This window comes from Pseudomonas sp. Irchel 3A5 (genome assembly GCF_900187575.1).
In the GTDB taxonomy this organism is placed as follows: domain Bacteria; phylum Pseudomonadota; class Gammaproteobacteria; order Pseudomonadales; family Pseudomonadaceae; genus Aquipseudomonas; species Aquipseudomonas folii.
Map to the genome: position 1 here is coordinate 114,548 of NZ_FYDU01000011.1, position 19,928 is coordinate 134,475.

14 protein-coding genes are annotated in these 19,928 nt (G+C 56.9%); 11 read left to right on the forward strand and 3 right to left on the reverse strand.

What is annotated here, in order from left to right; genetic code table 11:
* Positions 1-48: 48 nt before the first annotated feature.
* The 3 genes from CKW31_RS18960 to CKW31_RS18970 form a co-directional block, all read right to left on the reverse strand.
* Entirely contained in the window at positions 49-1,785 is a 1,737-nt protein-coding gene (locus tag CKW31_RS18960) for an ABC transporter ATP-binding protein/permease (RefSeq protein WP_095098431.1), read from the reverse strand.
* A gap of 87 nt (positions 1,786-1,872) precedes the next feature.
* Complete coding sequence (locus tag CKW31_RS18965) at positions 1,873-2,433, reverse strand: response regulator transcription factor (protein ID WP_095098432.1); 561 nt, start codon at positions 2,431-2,433, stop codon at positions 1,873-1,875.
* Positions 2,430-3,692 carry an ATP-binding protein gene (locus CKW31_RS18970; RefSeq protein WP_095098435.1) on the reverse strand — a complete coding sequence of 421 codons (1,263 nt, stop codon included), beginning with the start codon at positions 3,690-3,692 and terminating at the stop codon, positions 2,430-2,432. Before CKW31_RS18970 ends, CKW31_RS18965 begins: the two co-directional genes overlap by 4 nt.
* Positions 3,693-3,944: 252 nt before the next feature.
* Here CKW31_RS18970 and CKW31_RS18975 point away from each other — a divergent pair, with 252 nt between their 5' ends.
* The 11 genes from CKW31_RS18975 to CKW31_RS19025 all read left to right on the forward strand — a co-directional run bounded on the left by CKW31_RS18975 (position 3,945) and on the right by CKW31_RS19025 (position 19,911).
* Entirely contained in the window at positions 3,945-4,658 is a 714-nt protein-coding gene (locus CKW31_RS18975; RefSeq protein WP_095098437.1) for an SIMPL domain-containing protein, read from the forward strand.
* Between the two features lie 243 nt (positions 4,659-4,901).
* Positions 4,902-7,115 (forward strand): HET-C-related protein, encoded by a 2,214-nt coding sequence (locus tag CKW31_RS18980; RefSeq protein ID WP_176469918.1) that lies wholly within the window; start codon positions 4,902-4,904, stop codon positions 7,113-7,115.
* Between the two features lie 133 nt (positions 7,116-7,248).
* Complete coding sequence (locus CKW31_RS18985) at positions 7,249-8,850, forward strand: ABC transporter substrate-binding protein (RefSeq protein ID WP_095098442.1); 1,602 nt, start codon at positions 7,249-7,251, stop codon at positions 8,848-8,850.
* Positions 8,851-9,132: 282 nt separating this feature from the next.
* Positions 9,133-10,761 carry an ABC transporter substrate-binding protein gene (locus CKW31_RS18990; RefSeq protein ID WP_095098444.1) on the forward strand — a complete coding sequence of 543 codons (1,629 nt, stop codon included), beginning with the start codon at positions 9,133-9,135 and terminating at the stop codon, positions 10,759-10,761.
* A gap of 358 nt (positions 10,762-11,119) precedes the next feature.
* Complete coding sequence (locus CKW31_RS18995; protein ID WP_095098446.1) at positions 11,120-12,718, forward strand: ABC transporter substrate-binding protein; 1,599 nt, start codon at positions 11,120-11,122, stop codon at positions 12,716-12,718.
* Positions 12,719-12,892: 174 nt separating this feature from the next.
* Positions 12,893-14,272 carry an OprD family porin gene (locus CKW31_RS19000; protein WP_095098449.1) on the forward strand — a complete coding sequence of 460 codons (1,380 nt, stop codon included), beginning with the start codon at positions 12,893-12,895 and terminating at the stop codon, positions 14,270-14,272.
* An 82-nt stretch (positions 14,273-14,354) separates the two neighbouring features.
* Positions 14,355-15,950: an ABC transporter substrate-binding protein gene (locus CKW31_RS19005; protein ID WP_095098451.1), complete on the forward strand. Its 1,596-nt coding sequence runs from the start codon at positions 14,355-14,357 to the stop codon at positions 15,948-15,950.
* Between the two features lie 74 nt (positions 15,951-16,024).
* Positions 16,025-17,035 (forward strand): ABC transporter permease subunit, encoded by a 1,011-nt coding sequence (locus tag CKW31_RS19010; RefSeq protein WP_027901137.1) that lies wholly within the window; start codon positions 16,025-16,027, stop codon positions 17,033-17,035.
* 11 nt (positions 17,036-17,046) lie between these two features.
* Positions 17,047-17,958, forward strand: coding sequence for an ABC transporter permease subunit (locus tag CKW31_RS19015; protein WP_095098453.1), 912 nt, complete (start codon positions 17,047-17,049; stop codon positions 17,956-17,958).
* Positions 17,959-17,968: 10 nt separating this feature from the next.
* Complete coding sequence (locus CKW31_RS19020; RefSeq protein ID WP_095098455.1) at positions 17,969-18,937, forward strand: ABC transporter ATP-binding protein; 969 nt, start codon at positions 17,969-17,971, stop codon at positions 18,935-18,937.
* A complete protein-coding gene (locus CKW31_RS19025; protein WP_027901140.1) occupies positions 18,937-19,911 on the forward strand; it encodes a peptide ABC transporter ATP-binding protein in 975 nt (324 codons plus the stop codon). The genes CKW31_RS19020 and CKW31_RS19025 overlap by 1 nt, the downstream gene beginning before the upstream one ends.
* The last annotated feature ends 17 nt before the right edge of the window (positions 19,912-19,928 follow it).

The following is a 19,928-nucleotide window of genomic DNA, read 5'->3' on the forward strand; positions in this document are numbered from 1 at the left end:
GGGTTATACGAACACATTCATAAAAACCGAATGGATCGTACGCCCCGATCATACAACAGCCAGAGAATGCGGCTGTTCGCGCAAATCCCCGTCCTCGATACGCAGCAGCCGTCTATGAAACCGCTTAAGACTGCTGCGATGGCCGATGCTGACCAGCGTTACATCCGGTAACTCATCGATCAGCGCCTGATACAGCAACGCCTCGTCTTCTTCATCCATTGCAGAGGTCGCTTCATCCAGATAAAGCCAGCGTGGCTGGAACAGTAGCGCACGCGCAAACGCTACACGCTGCTGCTCACCCGGCGACAACATGCGTTGCCAGTGATTGCTCTCGTCCAGACGCGGAATCAGGTGCCCCAGTCGACAGGTTTCCAGCACCTCGGCAAAGCGCTCCGCCGGGTAAGCTTCAACGGCCTGTGGATAACTCATGGCCTCGCGCAACGTACCGATGGGCAGATAAGGCCTCTGCGGCAGGAACAGATAGGGTTCGGCAGGGAGTTGAATGTGGCCTTTACCGTTTTGCCACAACCCGCCCAACGCACGCAGCAAGGTACTTTTGCCACTGCCGGATCGACCGCCGACCATGACCCGCTCCCCCGCTGCGATGTTCAGGCTCGTGTTCTTCAGCAACTGTCGGCTCGCCCCCAGTTGCAGCGCCAGCCCGGCCAGGCTCAGCGACTGGCCTGTATGGCTGATCTCGATAGCTGAAACGTGAGCTTCGTTCTGGTCCAGGGCCTGCCGGAAACTCAGCAAACGATCACAGGTCGCCCGCCACGACGCCAACGTGGCGTAGGCATCGATAAACCAGCTGAAGTTTTCCTGCACGTTGCCAAAGGCAGAGTTGATCTGCATCAGCTCGCCCAGCTCTATCTTGCCCGCAAAGTAGCGTGGCGCGGCGACCACGAAGGCGAAGATGATCGCGATCTGTGAATAACCGGCCGTAAAGAACGTCAGGCGTTTCTGCACGCGCATCATCGACCAGAAGTTGCTCCAGACCATGCCGAAGCGGGAGCTCAGACGCTCGTTCTCGTTGGGCTCGCCGTCCGACAGCGCGATGCTTTCAGCGTTTTCCCGCACGCGAACCAGCGAAAAACGCAGGTCTGCTTCGTATCGTTCTTGCTGGTTACTCAGGGGAATCAGTCGCCGACCGATCACATGCGTCAGCCAACTGCCCACCACCGCGTAAAGGAATGCGGCCCAGAACATGTAGCCGGGGATCTCGATGCCGAACAATTCGATGCTGCCGGACACACCCCACAGGATGATCGAAAAGGACACCAGACTGACGAGGGTCTTGATCAGCCCAAGCCCTAACGTCAGGGTATCGCTGGTGAATTTGTTGAGATCTTCGGACAACCGCTGGTCAGGGTTATCGGTGTAACCGCCCTGCTCCAGCTGGTAGTAGCTTTTGTGGCTGAGCCATTTGGCAAAATGCTGCTCGGTGAGCCAGCGCCGCCAGCGAATGGTCAGCATCTGCGTCAGATAGGAACGGTAAACCGCGCCCAGAATAGCCACGGTGGCGATACCGCAGAAATACAGAATCGACTGGGTAAAGGCCTCAAGATCCTTCTTTTCCAGCGAGTTGTAAAAGTCTCGGTACCAACTGTTGAGCACCACCGAAATGGCCACGCTGAACAGCGAAAGCGCAATTACAGCAATCAGGAGGACCCAGGCAAGGCCCTTCTCTTCGCTACGCCAGTAGGGGGTGATCAGTTTCCAGACCCGGGAGAAGAATTTCTCCCGCACGCTGTCATTTACAGTTGTGTACTCGGCATTGCGATTCATGGTGATGCCTCGACTTCACAGTGAAGTTCAGCGTCCGGGCGTGAGCGGCGGACGCACTACGCGATCATCCATGACAAACAGCGGCCGTTAGCGGCGAACGGGACGCTTCTGCAATTTGCGCTGCAAGGTACGACGGTGCATGCCCAGCGCCCTGGCGGTAGCGGAAATATTGCCTTCGTGCTCGGTCAGCACACGCTGAATGTGCTCCCATTGCAGGCGGTCCACCGACATCGGGTTGTCCGGCACCAGGGTGTCCAGATCCGAATGCTGCGACAGCAGAGCCGCAAGTACATCATCAGCATCGGCGGGTTTGCACAGGTAGTTGCACGCGCCACGCTTGATGGCTTCAACAGCCGTGGCAATGCTGGAATAACCGGTGAGGATCACGACACGCATGTCCGGGTCCAGCTCCAGCAACTTGGGCAGCAGCACCAGACCGGAATCGCCGTCCATTTTCAGGTCCAGCGCCGCGAACTCAGGGATGTCCGATTGAGCCAGGATCAAGCCTTCTTCAGCGGAGCCGGCCGTGCTGACACGGAAGCCGCGACGGGACATTGCCCGCGCCATCACACGGGTGAACGTGGCGTCATCGTCAACCAGCAACAGATGCGGCAGTTCTTCGCCTTCAATCTGGGTTTCGTCACTCATGCATCATCTCCTCGGGCGTCACGGGGCAGGCGCAGCTCGGTGAGCGTGCCGCCATCCTCATGACTGTAGAGTTTGACCGAGCCGCCCGCGCGGGTCACGCTGGCTTTGCTCAAGAAAAGACCAAGGCCGAAGCCTTTGCCGCCTTTGGTCGTAAAGAAAGGTTTACCGATTTGTTCGGCAATTGCCAGTGGCACGCCGGGGCCGTGGTCGCGAATGCTGATACAGATTTCTGTGCTGTCCCAGTTCAGACTCACTTCCAGGCCCTCTGGGCAAGCATCAGCGGCGTTATTAAGCAGATTGAGCAGCGCTTGAGTCAGGTCAGGCGGCGGCGCAAGCATGGGGGCTGCGTCCTTGCCGAGCAACTGAAACCGGTAGCTGGCTTCAGGACGCATCAAATGCCAGCGGTCCAGTGATTCGTTGAGCCAGTGGCTGACGGTCTGCATTTCCACGGCCAGACGGCGATTGGCCTCTGCGGCGCGCACTAACTGTTGCAGTGTCTGCTTGCACTGTTTGACCTGTTCCTGAAGGACTTCCAGATCATCCTGCAACGCCGGGTCCTTATGGTCCTGACGCATTTCCTTGAGCAGTACGCTCATGGTCGCCAGCGGCGTGCCCAGTTCATGGGCCGCACCGGCAGCCTGCGTCGCAACCGCCAGCAGTTGCTGATCGCGCAGCCCTTCTTCACGACGCTCGGCGCGCAGTTGCTCCTGACGCCGCAGCTCTTCAGCCATCTTTGCCGCAAAGAACGTGATCACTGCGGCTGCCAGGGCGAAGCTCAGCCACATCCCGTAGACCTGCAGGTTTTCCCGCGAGATCGGATAAGTGTCCAAAGGATAGGAATGCCCCATCAGCCAGCTATAGAGCGCCAGCGCGATGCCCGACAGTATCAGCGAATAGCGCCATGGCAAGGTGACCGCCGCGATGGTCAGCGGGACCAGGTAATAAGAAACAAACGGGTTGGTCGAACCGCCGGAGTAATAAAGCAGGGCGCTGTGGATAAACAGGTCGAATGCCAGCTGCACGGAGTACTCTTGCTCCGTCACCGGCAACGACGTACGCAGCCGAACCGCCGTCACCGCACACCAGATCGTCGAGAATCCGAGGGTGATCGCCAGTTGCATCCACGGCAGCGGCAATAAATGAAACAGGTACGCAATACCCACAGAACCGGCCTGAGCGGCCAGTACCAGCGTACGGATAAAGGTCAGACGCCAGAGATTCTGACGCGTAGCGGACAACAATTTGACGGGGGCGAGCATGAGCTCTCCTGATGAGTGCTCCAGGCGAATCGATGCGAGTATAACCAAGCAACAATAAAAACTGCGCAAACTGCGGCAAACCACCACAGGTTTCATGAATAATTTACCTTTCGCCTCCGCGATCAGACCGCCCGGCAACCCATGAAGCTGCCGGAACCACACCTCACACTCACAGTCTTATAGCTTTGCGCCCTGCCGGCGTCCGTCGCAGGCCTGCCTGCTATACGCATGCCTCATAACAAGGAGTTTCCAATGTTCAGCCTTCGCCCTACTGCCGCCCTGCTAGCCCTGGGCGCCACCGCATTGACCAGCGTTCCAGCGTTGGCAGACAGCATCAATTACAACCAGGTTTCCGTACACGCCGAGGTCAATCAGGAAGTCACCCGCGACCTGATGAACGTCACGTTGTACAGCGAAGCGCAGAACACTGATCCGGCCAAACTGGCTGCTGAAGTCACCGAGACCCTGAATAAAGCCCTTGGTCAGGCGCGTCAGGTCAAAGGCGTCACGATTCGCCAGGGCAACCGCAACAGCTACCCGATCTACGATGACAAAGGCCAGAAGATCACCGGCTGGCGCGAACGTGCAGAACTTCGCCTGGAAAGCGCCGATTTCGCGGCCTTATCCAAATTGACCGGCGAACTGCTGGGCGACATGAAGATGGGCGGCATGGACTTCTCGATCTCCAAACCGACCCGCAAGGCCAGTGAAGACACGTTGCTGAAAGAAGCCGTGACTGCGTTCCGCGCCCGCGCACAACTGGTCACCGAAGCCTTGGGTGGTACCGGTTACAAAGTGGTCAATCTGAACTTCAACACGTCCGGTTATCCGCAGCCGTACCTGCGCGCGCCGGCCATGATGATGAAATCCTCCATGGCGGACAGCGCACCGACACCGGATGTTGAAGCCGGGACCAGCGATGTGACCGTTACCGCTGATGGCGTGATCGAAGTCGCAATCCCTTGATGACATCTCAGGCAGCTCATTGAGCTATTCGTTTGTAAGCTGAAAGGCGGCAGCCCGTGGTTGCCGCCGTTTCCTGATACCCGCTCCCACCACTCGCACACCGTTCGACTCCCCGCCTTACAGCAATTGAAGGCATGTCCTGCTTTTTCGGTCAGGACGCGTCCGTAAACTTCATCCGGCACCACCCCAATCATTTCTATGCGACGTGGGCGTCCGCGTTCGCACACTTTCAAGGACTCACGGATGAATCCTCCAATTGCTTCACCGAAAAAAAACAATCGCTACATAAACCAACTGATGCGTGGCGGTAAAACTGGCAACGCGTTCGCATTTGCGCTCCGTATGGAACCTGGGCGACTGGACAGTACATTTGCCCTGGACCTCCTGACCCGTTTGGCGCACGACCGGGCCGCGCCGCAATTCATCATGGAAATGGCAACGATCTTCGGCCTGGACATCCCTCCCAAGGTGTACCTGGAACTACAAAAGGCCTTGTTGGCAGACGCAATTCCCCTGCCCCGCTACAAGATTGTTTCGTCAGGGACGTATCCCGCCGACTACAACAACCGCGACCGGACTGTCCGGATTCACGCTCAGGCGCTGGAACACATCGTCAAACACCCCGAAGCGGCATGGGAACTGCTGGCGGTGCTGCTCCATGAGTTCGGCCACCACCTGGATGATGTCATCCGCCGGGACATCGCCCCCCTTCACGCACAAGACACTCTGGACCTGCATTCGGATTCCGTGGGAGAAGAAGGCGCCCGCTATGCCACGCATATGGCAAGGTCCGGGATGCAGGAAGATGGCGATCTGATCCTGGGCACGTACGTCGAAGGGGACAACGTGGAGTACGTCATCAAAATCAATTACGCCCAAGGCATGCGAGCGGTAAGGGAAAGACAAAGCGACATTGCGCGGATGGATGGAGACGCGATAGACCCCGACCGAGAAGCGTTCGAGGCAGATGGCAGCGGCGACGGGCTTTTCAGCCACGAGCGGATTGAAGCAGGCTTGCAAGCGATCGGCTTTGCCGATGAGGATCTACAAGCCATGTATTTCGGCAACTGGCTTCGGGATCATGCGCAATTACTGGACCCCAAGGTCGTCCGGGGCAAAGATCAAAAGAAAGATTTCCCCGCGGTTATGTCACGTGAAGCGCTGACGGCAGTCGTCGACGTAATGGCAGCCAGAAAGTTTTCCGGGTTACGCGCCAAAGACAGCTTCAGCTACAAAGTGACCGAGAAAAAACTGGGGGTTTACCGCCCGAGCCACCACATCGACAACCCGAAAGTCGAGAATCCCACGCCCGCTGATCCCGCTGAACGCGATCCGGAGTTCGAGCCCTGGGTGCTCGCCGATGATCCCTTGCTGGAAGTCGACTATGAGACGTCGATGAAATCCTACATACATCGCTCAGCGGCAAAGATGTACAGGGAGCTGTCGGCCGCCATGAGAGAGGGTTACACCCCGGAAGGGCTGCGCAAGCTGGGCGGAGCCCTGCATATTCTCGAAGACTTTTTCGCCCACTCCAATTTCGTCGAGTTGAACCTGATCAGCCTGAATCATAAAGGCGTCCTGCCCTGGACAGGCCCGGCGGACTGCAAACACAAGCTGCCATTAGTGACTGGGACATTTGGTGGAAGTGACACTGTCGCCAGCCTGGCAGGACCAATCGCCAAGATTCTGGCCCCCGCCGAGCTATGGAAGTTCACCCCGACGAAACCCGGCGCTCGCTCGGACTCGGAGCAAATGCTGCTGATCCTGCTCAACGAACATGACGAAGCGTGGTTACTGGAGGCGTTCCAGGACTTCCTCGCTGCTCGTGACAAAGCCAGTTCAATTCCCGGTTTCAACTTGCTGGAACTCTACTATTGGGTTATCTCCAGCCCCTTACGCTTGGCAGGCAACGCCTACAGCGCGATTTTCCAGGGAATCCTGCAACTCATCGGCAACAGTATTGATGACATACAGACCCATACCGGCCCTGACCCCCATCGGCCGGGCAATACGGATCCGTCGCACTCCCAGTTATCCAAAGATCATGCGAATCATCCGCTGCACAAGCTGGCAGCGAACTGCGCGTCGAGCGCGATCAGGGAAGTGGCGGGCGTAATGCTCAATTACTGGCGTTTTGGCTCGGAGATGAAACCGACAGAGATTGCCCTCAGCTATTTTGTACACCCGGAAGACACGTACCAACTGGACGATATCTTTCTCGAGTGGGCGAGCAAAAATCCCGAGCAAATCAAACGTGCCAGTTCGTTAACCGAACTCGAACATCTGCAGCAGGAATTGCTGGAGGTAGCGCGCAAGAACTTTCAGGGGTTCGCGAAAGAAAGTCTCGGCACGTGGGACTATCTCAAGAAACTCGGTAGCAGCATTGGGCTCAAAGATGTCGCTGAGATAAAGCAGCGTCAAAGCGTCAAGGCGATGGGCAGCAGCAAAGCGGTTTGAGCAAAGCGGTGATCGGGTGCAGTTTCGAATCGCGAGACGCAACACTTGTGAGCAACCTGCCAGTGCGACATTCTGCGCTGTCCAACTGCCAGACGGAAATTCAGGCAGCCATTGCCGCACTCGCGAGGGTTCCATGGGAAAAAACGTATTCAAACCACTGCTCCTGACCACCGCCCTTCTGGCCTGCATGCCCATGGCTCAGGCAGCCAGCACGCTGGTGTATTGCTCCGAAGCCAGTCCGGCAGGGTTCGATCCGAGCCAGTACACCAGCGGCACTGATTTTGATGCCTCCGCTGAAACCGTATTCAACCGTCTGACGCAGTTCAAGCGCGGCGGCACCGAAGTAGAGCCCGGGCTTGCCACTCGCTGGGATGTCTCGAATGACGGTCTGACGTACACCTTCCACCTGCGCCCCGGCGTGAAGTTTCATACCACTGATTACTTCAAGCCGACCCGGGACTTCAACGCAGACGATGTGCTGTTCACGTTCCAGCGACTGCTGGACGCCAATCATCCGTTCCGCAAGGCATACCCTTCGGAGTCGCCCTATTTCGTCGACATGGGCATGAACACCACGATCAAGAGCGTCGAGAAAGTCGACGACCAGACCGTGAAATTCAACCTGAACAATGTCGATGCAGCGTTCGTGCAGAACCTGGCAATGAGCTTTGCCTCGGTGCAATCGGCTGAATATGCGGACCAGTTGCTCAAGCAGGGCAAAGCCGAAGAGCTCAACCAGAAACCGATAGGCACCGGACCGTTCGTGTTCAAGCGCTATCAGAAAGACGCGCAGATTCGGTACGACGCCAATACGGCGTACTGGAAGCCCGAGGACGTGAAGCTCGATCACCTGATCTTCGCCATCAACAGCGATGCGGCCGTGCGGATGCAGAAGCTCAAGGCCGGTGAGTGTCAGGTCAGCGGCTATCCGCGCCCGCAAGACATCGAAGAGATGCAAAAAGACCCGAATATCAAAGTGATCAGTCAGCCAGGATTCAACCTTGGCTTCCTGGCCTACAACGTGACCCATCCACCACTGGATCAACTGAAAGTGCGTCAGGCGCTGGATATGGCTATTGATAAACCGGCGATCATCAAAGCGGTTTACCAAAGCGCCGGACAACTGGCCCAGAACGCCATCCCGCCAGGCCAGTGGAGTTACGACCCGAGTATCAAGGACGCACCGCACGACCCGGCAAAGGCCAAACAGTTACTCAAGGAAGCAGGTGTTGCACCGGGTACCCAGATCAATCTGTGGGCCATGACCGTGCAACGCGCTTCCAATCCGAACGCCCGCATGTCGGCGCAGATGATTCAGGCCGACTGGGCCAAGGTTGGCATCAAGGCCAACATCGTCAGCTACGAATGGGGTGAGTACATCAAGCGCGCCAAGGCCGGCGAGCACGACGCGATGATTTATGGCTGGACCGGCGACAATGGCGACCCCGACAACTGGCTGGGCGTGCTGTACAGCTGCGCGGCGGTTAAAGGCAGCAACTACGCGAAATGGTGTGATCCGGCCTACGACAAGCTGGTGCAGAAAGCCAAACTGACCGCGGATCGCGACGAGCGCATCAAGCTCTACCAGCAGGCGCAGCAGATCCTCAAGGCGCAGGTGCCGATCACCCCGATCGCCAACTCCAAAGTCTTCCAGCCTGTGCGCAAGGAAGTTCAGGACTTCAAGCTCAGCCCCTTCGGACTCACGCCTTTTTATGGTGTAAGCCTGACCAAATAAACGAACCATTAGAAAAATTGGTAACACTGTCGCGCCAATCGAGTGCATTCAACACAAATGACTGCTCGCGATTGGTGCGCAAAACCTTTCCAGATACGACGCGCAAACGATCAAATGCGTCAAAAATTACACTGATGCGACATTCCTGTACGCTCGTGCCACTCTTTGATACTTCTCTGGCGCCAACGCCTTGCTTTGGGTATGGCCCCTGCATAAGTATCGGCAAGATCGGCTCACAAGGTCAGATCCTCAAAATTAAAAATGACAACAACTGAGGCCACCATGCTCAAACACGCGGTCATTCCGTTTCTACTCAGTGCAGGCTTGATCACTGCAGCTCCTTTCGCTCAAGCGGCATCGAACCTCGTGTTCTGCTCCGAAGGCAGCCCGGCCGGTTTCGACCCAGGCCAATACACCACCGGCACCGATTTCGATGCATCGGCAGAGACCGTATTCAACCGTCTGAGCCAGTTCGAACGTGGCGGCACCGCGGTAGTACCAGGCCTGGCGACCAGCTGGGACGTGTCCCCGGATGGTCTGACTTACACCTTCCACCTGCGTGAAGGCGTCAAGTTCCACACCACCCCGTACTTCAAGCCGACCCGTGAATTCAATGCCGATGACGTGTTGTTTACGCTCAATCGCATGATCAACAAAGACGACCCGTTCCGTAAGGCGTACCCGACCGAGTTCCCGTACTTCACCGACATGGCGATGGACACCAACATCAAGAAAGTCGAAAAAGTTGACGAGCACACGGTCAAACTGACTCTCGGCACTGTGGATGCTGCATTCATTCAAAACCTGGCCATGAGCTTCGCGTCCATTCAGTCCGCTGAATACGCAGCCAAGCTGCTCAAGGAAGGCAAGCCTGAACTGATCAATCAGCAACCGATCGGCACCGGCCCGTTTGTATTCAAGAGCTACCAGAAAGACTCCAACATCCGCTTCACCGGCAACAAGGATTACTGGAAGCCTGAAGACGTCAAACTCGACAACCTGATCTTCGCCATCACCACTGATGCTTCGGTTCGTGCACAGAAGCTGAAAAAGGGCGAATGCCAGATCACCGCTTACCCACGCCCTGCCGACCTTGCTCCACTCAAGGCCGACAAGGACCTGAAGATGCCGGATCAGGCAGGCTTCAACCTGGGTTACATCGCCTACAACACCATGGACAAGATCAAGGGTAGCGATCAGCCAAACCCTCTGGCCATCAAGGAAGTTCGTCAGGCGCTGGACATGGCCGTGAACAAGCAAGGCATCATTGATGCGGTGTATCAGGGCGCAGGCCAACTGGCCGTTAACGCCATGCCGCCAACCCAGTGGTCCTACGACACCACCATCAAAGACGCACCGTTCGACGTTGAAAAAGCCAAGGCTCTGCTCAAGCAGGCCGGCATCAAGGAAGGCACCGAAATCACCCTGTGGGCGATGCCGGTTCAGCGTCCTTACAACCCGAACGCCAAATTGATGGCCGAGATGCTTCAGTCGGACTGGAAGAAGATCGGTATCAACGTGAAGATCGTCAGCTACGAATGGGGCGAATACATCAAGCGTGCCAAAGCGGGCGAGAACGGCGCGATGCTGATTGGCTGGAGCGGTGACAACGGTGACCCGGACAACTGGCTCGGCACCCTGTTTGGCTGTGATGCCCTGGAAGGTAACAACTTCGCCAAATGGTGCGACAAGCCTTTCGATACCTTGATTCACCAGGCCAAGGAAACGACAGATCAGGCCAAACGCACTGAGCTGTACAAACAGGCACAACATCTCCTCAAAGATGCCGTCCCGATGACACCTATTGCGCACTCAACGGTTTACCAACCGATGCGCACTACCGTTCAGGACTTCAAGATCAGCCCATTTGGTCTGAACTCGTTCTACGGGGTTAGCGTTACCGGCAAGTAAGGACCAAATAACTGCGCTGTAACACAGCGCAGTTATTTCCATTCGTCGGTTAAATAAGTTAGTTGCACAAATTTTGTGGGAGCTGCCGAAGGCTGCGAATTGCGGTGCGTCAGATACGACGTTATCGCAGCCTTCGGCAGCTCCTACATAAACTGCGCTAATTACATACAGAAGTTTCCTACGCGTTTTTAGGCATCCGGTACTACATACAGTCCCGCCTGACGGACATACCTTCGTGGGCGCGGGCCAAGCTATTTCATTTTGTTACTGAGCGGTCGCCAAGGCTTCCAGTTTGCAGGCAATGCTTTGCCTGGCAATTGTTGGGCACTTACTACTCACTTGAAGGATAAGGATCATCATGCGTAAAACCATTGCCATGTCGTCGTTGTTCAGCCTTGGCTTGCTGACCCTGACGCCCGCGGCGCAGGCCGCCAGCAATCTGGTGTTTTGCTCGGAAGGAAGCCCGGCCGGTTTCGACATCGCCCAGTACACAGCCGGCACCGACAACGATGCCGCTGAACCAATCTACAACCGCCTCACCGAATTCGAACAAGGCAGCACCGCCGTCATTCCGGCACTTGCAACCAAGTGGGATGTTTCCGAAGACGGCCTGATCTACACGTTCCATCTGCGCGAAGGCGTTAAATTCCACACCACGCCTTACTTCAAGCCAACACGCGAATTCAACGCCGATGACGTGCTGTTCACGTTTAACCGCATGCTCAAGCAGGATCACCCGTTTCGTGTCGCTTACCCGACCGAATTCCCGTATTTCAACGGCATGGGCTTGAATAAAAACATCAAGTCAGTGGAAAAAACCGATCCGCTGACCGTGGTATTCACCCTCAATAAAGTGGATGCCGCGTTCATCCAGAACGTCGCGATGAACTTCGCCTCGATTCTGTCCGCTGAATACGCAGACCAGTTGATGAAATCCGGCAACCTGCACGACATCAACCAGAAGCCAATCGGCACCGGCGCCTTTGTTTTCCAGCGTTATCAGAAAGACTCGCAGATTCGCTACAAGGGCAACAAAGAGTTCTGGGACCCAAGCCGCGTGAAAATCGACAACCTGATTTTCGCCATCAATACCGACGCGTCGGTACGGATGCAGAAACTCAAGGCCAACGAGTGCCAGGTTTCGCTCAACCCACGCCCTGCCGACCTCCAGAAACTCAAGGAAGACAAAGACCTCAAGGTAATCGAACAGGCTGGCTTCAACCTGGGCTACATCTCTTACAACGTACGCCATGAGCCGTTGGGCAAACTGGAAGTGCGTCAGGCGCTGGACATGGCCGTCAACAAGCAAGCCATTATCAACGCTGTGTATCAGGGCGCCGGTCAACTGGCCGTCAATGCCATGCCGCCGACTCAATGGTCTTACGACGACACCATCAAGGACACGCCGTACAACCCGGAAAAAGCCAAAGAGATGCTGCGCGCAGCGGGCATCAAAGAGGGTACCGAACTGACCCTGTGGGCCATGCCGGTTCAACGTCCCTACAACCCCAACGCCAAGCTGATGGCTGAAATGCTGCAGTCTGACTGGGCCAAGGTGGGCATCAAGGTCAAGATCGTCAGCTACGAGTGGGGCGAATACCTCAAGCGCACCAAGAACGGCGAGCACGATATTTCGCTGATCGGCTGGACGGGTGACAACGGTGACCCGGACAACTGGTTGGGCACGCTGTACAGCTGTGCGGCCATTGGCGGTAACAACTATTCGATGTGGTGTGACGAAAAATACGACGCACTGGTCAAGGCGGCAGTTGCCACCTCTGACCGCGCCCAGCGTACCGACCTTTACAAGCAGGCTCAGCAGTACCTGAAACAGCAAGTACCGATCACGCCGATCGCTCACTCCACGGTTAACCAGCCACTGCGTAAAGAAGTGCAGGGTTTCAAAGTCAGCCCGTTCGGGCGTAACACGTTCACCGGCGTCAGCGTCGCCGACTAACTCAACTCACCAACAGATGTTCGCTGCCCCTGACCAGGGCGGCGAGTTTCACCGTTCCAGAAATTCGTTTTGTTAGCAGATGTATCAAAAAAGAACGGGGCAAAAAAAGCCCCACACCACCAGAGCCAGACCCAAAAAACTGGCAACTATAAAGTAGTAAAGGGAGCTTCAATCGTGAGAAAAGTCAGTACCGCAGCAGTCGCTTTTTCCATTGCTTCTCTGAGCGCAATGGCACAGGCAGAACCTGTCAGCCAGGCATTCGTGCCGACCCAGCTGAGTTCCAAAAGCGCACAGGGTGAGGCCGCTGGCTTCATTGAAGATTCACACCTGACCGGTACGACCCGTAACTGGTATGCGAACGAACTGCAACGCAGGGATGGCGAATACACTTACCAGAAGGACGGCGTTACCAAAACGACCCCACGTCGTATCAACTGGCAACAAGGCACCATCGTCAATTACACCTCGGGTTTCACCCAGGGCGTAGTTGGCTTCTCCACCGAGCTGGCACTTTACAACGCGATTGCACTGGACCGGGATCAGGACCACTTCATCAGAAGCTCCAACCGTACCCTGGCTGACAGCGACGGTGACGCAGTGGGTCAATGGAGCAAAGCAGGTCTCGCCAACATCACAGCTCGTGTTTCCAACACCACCCTGACCGCAGGCCGCCAGTCCGTTAACACGCCCGTGATTGCCTTCATCGGTAACCGGGCACTGCCATCCAGCTTCAACGGTGTGACGCTGAAAAGCGACGAGTTCAACAACCTGTCCTTCCAGGCGGGTAGCTACGATCGCGTATCGCCCCGTATGCAACAGAGCATGACCAAGTTCACCTCTTCGTACGCCAGCAATGGCGCGACGGCTGATCGTGTCGACATGGCGGGCGTGGACTACAAACCGTTCGAGAGTCTGACCACCAGCTTGTATGCCTCCAACGTTGAAGACTTCTGGCACCAGTACTACTTCGCGTTCACCCATGAACTGGGCGACACCGACGTACTGGGCCTGAGCTCCAACCTGAACTACTACAAAACCAAGGATTCCGGCAGCCGTAAACTGGGCCCGATCGACAACGACACTTACAGTCTGTCGTTCACCGCGACCCACAAGGCGCATAGCGTGAGCCTGGCTTATCAAGACGTGAACGGCGACGAGTACTTTGACTACCTCGGCGAATCCAACGCTATCTTCCTGGCCAACTCCCTGCTGTCGGACTTCAACGGTCCGAACGAGAAATCCCTGCAGCTCAGCTACGTGTTGAACATGGCTGAATACGGCGTGCCAGGCTTGAAATTCAACATCTACCAGGCTCGCGGCTGGGACATCGACGGCACCAAATACAAAGGCACTGCATATAGCGACGTGCTGGCAATGGACGGCGAAACCCACTACGAGTACGGCATCGGCACTTCATACGCTGTACAGTCCGGCCCTCTCAAGGCCACCGCGATCCGCGCGACCTACACCACGCACCGCGCAAGCGAAAATCAGGCTGATGGCAACATCAACGAGTTCCGTCTGGTAACCACGATTCCATTCAACATCCTGTAACTCGCACCATGACCGATCCGGCGCGGGGGCCAACACCGCGCCGGATCGGTCGCACAGGCGTTACATCAACGGAGGGTTCACATTGAAACTGTTATCGCTACGCAACTCGATCGCCCTGGCTCTGTTCAGCGCGGCGCTGAGCGTCTCCGCCAAGCCCTTGGTGGTTTGCACCGAAGCCAGCCCTGAAGGCTTCGATATCGTTCAATACACCACCGCTGTCACGGCTGATGCCACGGCCGAAACCTTCCTCGACAAACTGGTCGGATTCAAACCGGGCACCACCGAAACTGAACCCAACCTGGCTGAAAGCTGGGACGTCAGCGACGACGGCCTGACGTATACCTTCCACCTGCGTAAAGGCGTCAAATTCCAGACCACCGATTACTTCAAACCAAGCCGCGAGATGAACGCCGACGACGTTCTTTGGAGCTTTCAGCGTCAGCTGGACCCGAAGCACCCATGGCACGACAAGTCTCTGACCGGCTACCCGTATTTCGAAAGCATGGGCTTCAATGACCTGCTTAAAAGCGTCGAAAAAGTCGACGACCACACCGTCAAGTTCACTCTGACACGTCCCGAGTCACCGTTCCTGCGTGACCTGGCCATGCCGTTCACGTCGATCTACTCCGCCGAGTACGCAGATCAACTGCTCAAGGCAGGCAAAACCGGCGAACTGAACAGTAAGCCCATCGGAACAGGCCCGTTCATCCTGACTCGCTATGCCAAGGATGCCCAAGTTCGCTATAAAGCCAACCCGGATTACTGGAAGGGTGCAGTGCCCAGCGAAACATTGATTTTTGCGATCACGCTGGACAGCAATGTTCGCCTGCAAAAGCTCAAGGCCAATGAATGTCAGGTCGCGCTTTATCCAAAACCGGACGACATCGCAACCATCAAGGCAGACCCCAAGCTCAAGATCGATGAGATGGAAGCCATGATGACCAGCTACATCGCCATCAACACTTCGCACAAGTATTTGAGCGATGTGCGTGTGCGGGAAGCGATCAACCTGGCGTTCGACAAAAAGGCTTACATAAAAGCGCTGTTCGGCGAAGGCAAGGCGACTGAAGGGGTAAACCCGTATCCGCCAACGCTGCTCGGCTATGCTCACGACATCAAGAACCCCGCACACGATCAGGAAAAAGCCCGCGCACTGCTTAAAGAAGCCGGCGTACCGGAAGGCCAGGAGTTCAGCCTGTTCCTGCGTAACGGCGGTGCAGTGACTAACCCGAACCCGGCGCTGGGTGCGCAAATGCTGCAAGCGGACCTGGCCAAAATCGGTCTGAAGTTGAATCTGCGCGTCATGGAATGGGGCGAGATGCTTAAACGGGCCAAGGCCGGTGAGCACGACATGGTGTTTGCAGGCTGGGCTGGCGACAATGGCGACCCGGATAACTTCCTGACGCCGAACCTGAGTTGCGAAGCCGCGAAGAATGGTGAAAATTACGCCCGCTGGTGTAACAAGGCGTTTGAAGAGGCAATCTCCAAGGCCCGGGAAAAGACCGATCCGTCTGAACGGGCTGCACTTTACGAACAAGCTCAGCAAATATTTGCCAAAGACGTGCCTTGGCTGAGCCTTGCTTATCCAAAACTGTTTACTGCAATGCGTAGCAACGTCGAAGGCTATCAAATTAGCCCGCTGACTAATAACAACTTCGCCACTACCAGGGTGAAGTAGAAAAATAATCCGGCGGACTCACTACCCGAGATCCGCTGGAGCACGCCTAACCGGCCGATGAGGAACACCACACGATGTTTAGTTTTATCGCCCGCCGAGTGGGGTTGTTAATACCCACGTTTTTCGGCATCACTTTGCTGACCTTTGCCCTGATCCGCCTGATTCCGGGCGATCCGGTCGAAGTCATGATGGGTGAACGCCGGGTTGATCCGGAAATGCACGCTCAGGCCATGGAACGTCTGGGCCTGAACAAACCGTTGTATGCGCAATACCTCGATTACGTCGGCAAACTCGCTCAAGGCGACCTCGGCGAATCATTGCGCACGCGGACCAGTGTGTGGACCGAATTCACCGCACTGTTTCCTGCCACTCTGGAGCTGTCGATTGCAGCACTGATTTTTGCGGGCATTCTCGGGCTGCTGGCCGGCGTCATCGCGGCGCTCAAACGGGGCTCGTTATTCGATCACGGGGTGATGGGCATCTCCCTGGCGGGCTATTCGATGCCGATCTTCTGGTGGGGCCTGATCCTGATCATGTTCTTCTCGGTGACGCTGGGCTGGACGCCGGTCTCCGGACGAATCGACCTGCTGTATGACATTCCGCCAAAAACCGGCTTCATGCTGATCGATACGTTGCTCAGCGATGAAGAAGGCGCATTCCTTGATGCACTGCATCACCTGATTCTGCCTGCCATCGTACTCGGTACCATCCCGCTGGCGGTGATCGCCCGGATGACCCGTTCGTCGATGCTGGAAGTGCTGCGTGAAGACTACGTGCGGACCGCTCGCGCCAAAGGCCTGTCGCCTGCCCGCGTGGTGTTCGTTCACGGCCTGCGTAACGCGCTGATCCCGGTATTGACCGTGTTCGGCCTGCAAGTCGGCGCCCTGCTCGCCGGTGCAGTACTGACCGAAACGATCTTCTCCTGGCCGGGCATTGGCAAGTGGTTGATCGAGGCTATTGGTGCGCGTGACTACCCCGTGGTGCAAAACGGCATCCTGCTGATCGCCTGCCTGGTGATCCTGGTCAACTTCGTGGTGGACATCCTCTACGGCTTTGCCAACCCACGCATCCGTCACCAGCGCTGAGATCCTTGACTATGAGCACACCTACTCCTTCGGTAGCAGTCGATCAAAGCCTGCTTTACCCCTCGCCGTACAAAGAATTCTGGCAAGCCTTTGCGAAAAACAAAGGTGCTGTTGCCGGCCTGATGTTCATGATCCTGATCGTGTTCTGCGCGCTGTTCGCCCCATGGGTTGCGCCGCACGACCCGACCCACCAATACCGCGACTTCCTGCTGACCCCACCGTCCTGGCTCGAAGGCGGCCAATGGCGATTCCTGCTGGGTACCGACGAACTGGGCCGTGACCTGCTCTCGCGCCTGATCGAAGGTTCACAACTGTCGCTGCTGATCGGTTTGTCGTCGGTGGTCATGTCGTTGATTCCGGGCATCCTCCTGGGCCTGATCGCCGGGTTCTTCCCACGCATTCTCGGCCCGTTGATCATGCGCCTGATGGACATCATGCTCGCGCTGCCTTCGCTGCTGCTGGCAGTGGCCATTGTCGCAATCCTCGGCCCTGGCCTGATGAACACCGTGATTGCTATCGCCGTCGTTTCGCTGCCTGCGTATGTTCGTCTGACCCGCGCTGCGGTCATGGGCGAACTGAACCGTGATTACGTGACGGCTGCCCGTCTGGCTGGCGCTACCCTGCCGCGCCTGATGTTCATCACCGTGCTGCCTAACTGCATGGCACCGCTGATCGTTCAGGCCACCCTGAGTTTCTCCTCGGCAATCCTTGATGCTGCGGCGCTGGGCTTCCTCGGTCTGGGCGTACAACCGCCAACACCTGAGTGGGGCACCATGCTCGCTTCGGCACGGGACTACATCGAACGCGCCTGGTGGGTAGTGAGCCTGCCGGGTCTGACTATTTTGCTCAGCGTGCTGGCAATCAACCTGATGGGCGACGGGCTGCGCGATGCGCTGGACCCGAAACTCAAAAATGCCGCCTGAGGAGATTCGCATGTCACTGTTAGAAATCAAGAATCTCAGCGTCCGCTTCGGCGATACCAGCGCTGTGCCTGTTGTCGATGGCCTGTCGTTGAGCGTCGAGAAAGGCGAAGTCATGGCCATCGTCGGCGAATCGGGTTCGGGTAAATCCGTGACCATGATGGCGCTGATGGGCCTGATCGATCACCCAGGCGTCATCACCGCCGACTCGCTGAACTTTGACGGTAACGAGCTGCTCAAGCTCAGCTCGCGTCAACGTCGCAAAATCATCGGTAAAGACATGGCGATGGTCTTCCAGGACCCGATGACCGCGCTCAACCCAAGTTACACCGTTGGCTTTCAGATCGAAGAGGTTCTGCGTCAACACTTGAACATGTCCGGCAAAGCGGCGCGTCAACGTGCCCTTGAATTGCTGCAGAAAGTTGAAATTCCGGGAGCGGCCTCGCGTCTCAATGCCTATCCGCACCAATTGTCGGGCGGCATGAGTCAGCGTGTGGCGATTGCCATGGCCATTGCTGGCGAACCCAAGCTGCTGATCGCGGACGAACCGACCACTGCGCTGGACGTGACCATTCAGGCGCAGATCATGGACCTGCTGCTGAGCCTGCAAAAAGAGCAGGACATGGCACTGGTGCTGATCACGCACGACTTGGCCGTTGTTGCTGAAACGGCTCAACGCGTCTGTGTGATGTACGCAGGCCAGGCCGTTGAAGTAGGTCAGGTGCCCGGCTTGTTCGACGTGCCTGCGCACCCGTACAGCGAAGCATTGTTGGCGGCGATTCCGGAACACAGCATGGGTGCCGAGCGTCTGGCGACATTGCCGGGCATGGTTCCAGGCCGTTACGACCGTCCGCAAGGCTGTCTGCTTTCGCCACGCTGCCCTTACGTGCAGGACAACTGCCGCACCCAGCGCCCTGGCCTTGATCCAAAAGCCCATAGCCTGGCGCGTTGCTTCTATCCGCTGAATCAGGAGGTGGCGTAATGAGCGTCGTTCTTACCGCCCGCGACCTTACCCGTCACTACGAAGTATCCCGTGGTCTGTTCAAGGGGCACGCATTGGTGCGCGCCCTTAATGGCGTCTCGTTCGAACTTGAAGCCGGTAAAACCCTGGCAGTGGTTGGCGAGTCCGGCTGTGGCAAGTCGACCCTGGCTCGGGCACTGACCCTGATTGAGGAGCCGTCATCCGGCTCGCTGAAAATCGCCGGTCAGGAAGTCACCGGTGCCAGCAAGGAACAACGCAAACAGCTGCGTAAAGACGTTCAGATGGTTTTTCAAAGCCCGTACGCGTCCCTCAATCCCCGGCAGAAAATTGGTGATCAGCTCGGTGAGCCCCTGCTGATCAATACCAGTCTTTCTGCCAAGGAACGTCGCGAAAAAGTACAGGCGATGATGGCTCAGGTCGGGTTGCGTCCTGAGCATTATCAGCGTTATCCGCACATGTTCTCCGGTGGTCAGCGTCAGCGTATCGCCCTGGCCCGCGCCATGATGCTGCAGCCGAAAGTGCTGGTGGCAGACGAGCCGACTTCCGCACTGGACGTTTCGATTCAGGCACAGGTGCTGAACCTGTTCATGGACCTGCAGCAGGAATTCAACACGGCATACGTGTTCATTTCCCACAACCTGTCGGTGGTGCGTCACGTTGCTGACACGGTGTTGGTGATGTATCTGGGGCGCCCGGCGGAAATGGGTCCGAAGGAAGAGATCTATAACCGTCCGCTGCACCCGTACACTCAGGCATTGTTGTCGGCGACCCCGACGATTCATCCGGACCCACTGAAGCCCAAGATCAAGATCGTCGGCGAACTGCCTAACCCCCTCGATCCGCCAAGCGGCTGCGCCTTCCACAAGCGTTGCCCGTACGCGACCGAGCGCTGCTCCACTGAAGAACCGGCCCTGCGTCTGGTCGACAACCGTCAGGTTGCCTGCCATTACGCTGAGCAGTTTGTGGCGGCGTAGGTAGAGCCTCGCTCCAA